The sequence below is a fragment of the Bacillus sp. 22-7 genome, from assembly GCF_010628845.1.
GTDB lineage: Bacteria > Bacillota > Bacilli > Bacillales > Cytobacillaceae > Cytobacillus > Cytobacillus firmus_B.
Map to the genome: position 1 here is coordinate 1 of NZ_NJQY01000039.1, position 1,742 is coordinate 1,742.

At 46.0% G+C, this 1,742-nt stretch carries 1 protein-coding gene; it reads left to right on the forward strand.

The features are described from left to right. The first annotated feature begins 613 nt into the window (after positions 1-613). The gene (locus tag CE058_RS22765) at positions 614-1,723 is read left to right on the forward strand and encodes a hypothetical protein (protein WP_258750311.1); all 1,110 of its coding nucleotides are present in this window, start codon (positions 614-616) and stop codon (positions 1,721-1,723) included. Positions 1,724-1,742 lie beyond the last annotated feature (19 nt).

Consider the following 1,742-nt stretch of genomic DNA (forward strand, 5'->3'; position numbering starts at 1 on the left):
CGGACACAAAACTGCAAACGGATGCCGGCAGAGTCCGAAGATGGCTGGGGTTCGGACACAAACCGCCGAACGGATGCCCGCTGAGTCGAAGTTGGCTGGGGTTCGGACACAAAACCGCGAACGGATGCCGGCAGAGTCCGAAGATGGCTGGGGTTCGGACACAAAACCGCGGACAGATGCCCGCTGAGTCCGAAGCTGGCCTGAGTTCGGACCCAAAACCGCGAACAGATGCTCGCTGAGTCCGAAGTTGGCTGGAGTTCGGACCCAAAACTGGAAACGGATGCCGGCTGAGTCCGAAGTTGGCTGGGGTTCGGACACAAAACTGCAAACGGATGCCGGCAGAGTCCGAAGATGGCTGGGGTTCGGACACAAAACCGCGAACGGATGCCGGCTGAGTCCGAAGTTACCCGGAGTTCGGACTCAAAATCGCAAACTGGTGCACGCAGAGTCCGAAGTTGCCGGAGGTTCGGACACAAAACCGCGAACTGGTACACGTTGAGTCCGAAGTCGCCCGGGATCGGACTCAACATCGCAAACAGATATACCGAGTTCACCAAAACTTCAATATTATTTACCCCTCAAATAAACTATAATTAAAGTGAGGTGGATAATTATGACAAATGCATTGAAAAGGCCTAATTGGCTGATGTTTGGTGTGCTGTTATCTATGATTCTGTTTTCCAACTACTTTCTTTACAGGACCACGCTTTTTGGTCCGGTTCCAGACGGTGCGGCGGTTGGCTCCCTGTTTGACTTGCTGGTTGTTGTACCCTTATTGGCGTATTTCCTTATCCTTCGGAAAAGGTATTCGCTGAAGTATTTAGGGGCAGTTATTTTAGCAGGATACGGAGCTGCCTATTTTATTATCCCTGCCAGCCAATTTTCGCAGTTTGCCTTTTTACCTTATATAATTGTTTTTTCCGAAGCGCTTTTTATAGGGCTGGAGTTGTTTATTGCCTATAAGATTCTTACTAAGCTGCCTGTACTTTTAAAAGAATACCGCAGGCTAAACGGTATTAATTCTCTATTTCTCTTTAATGTTAAAAGGGCGGCTGAAACGCATTTGCCGAATAATAGGTTGGGAACTGTATTTATGACTGAATTCGCTATGTTTAATTATGCCCTGTTTTCATGGAAAAAGAAGCCCTCCATAAAGCATGGAGATAGTTTCACATACCATCAAAAAACAAGTGTAAATGCTGTTTATATTATGCTGATCCATGCGATAGCCATTGAATCGATCGGACTTCATTATTGGCTTCATTCATGGAATGCTATTGTGGCATATATCATCTTAATAGCAAATATATATGGCATTATATACTTTCTGGCCGAGATCAACGCCACCCGCTTAACCCCTTTCGTCCTTAATGATTCTCATTTGCTGCTGCAGTCAGGATTCTCAAAAAGCATGTACCTTCCATTGGAAGATGTTAAAGAAATCAACTATTATGATGGTCCCGAAAAGTTCAGCAGACAAGAAATGAATGATATATTTGATGCCAGATTGCCTGATCTTATCCAGGAAAAGCCGATGTTCGAAATTATACTTAAGGAGCCGGCGGTTTATGAGCTGATGTACGGTATGAAAAGAAAAGCAAGCCGCATCGTTCTGAATGTGGATGAACCGGAGAGATTTTATCGCAGTCTAACGGGCAGTAAGACCCCGCTTCAAGACTCAGAGGAATCCATGGAGGATAAGCGGGGGTCAAACTGCCCGTAAGGCCCGATTGGTGAGATAC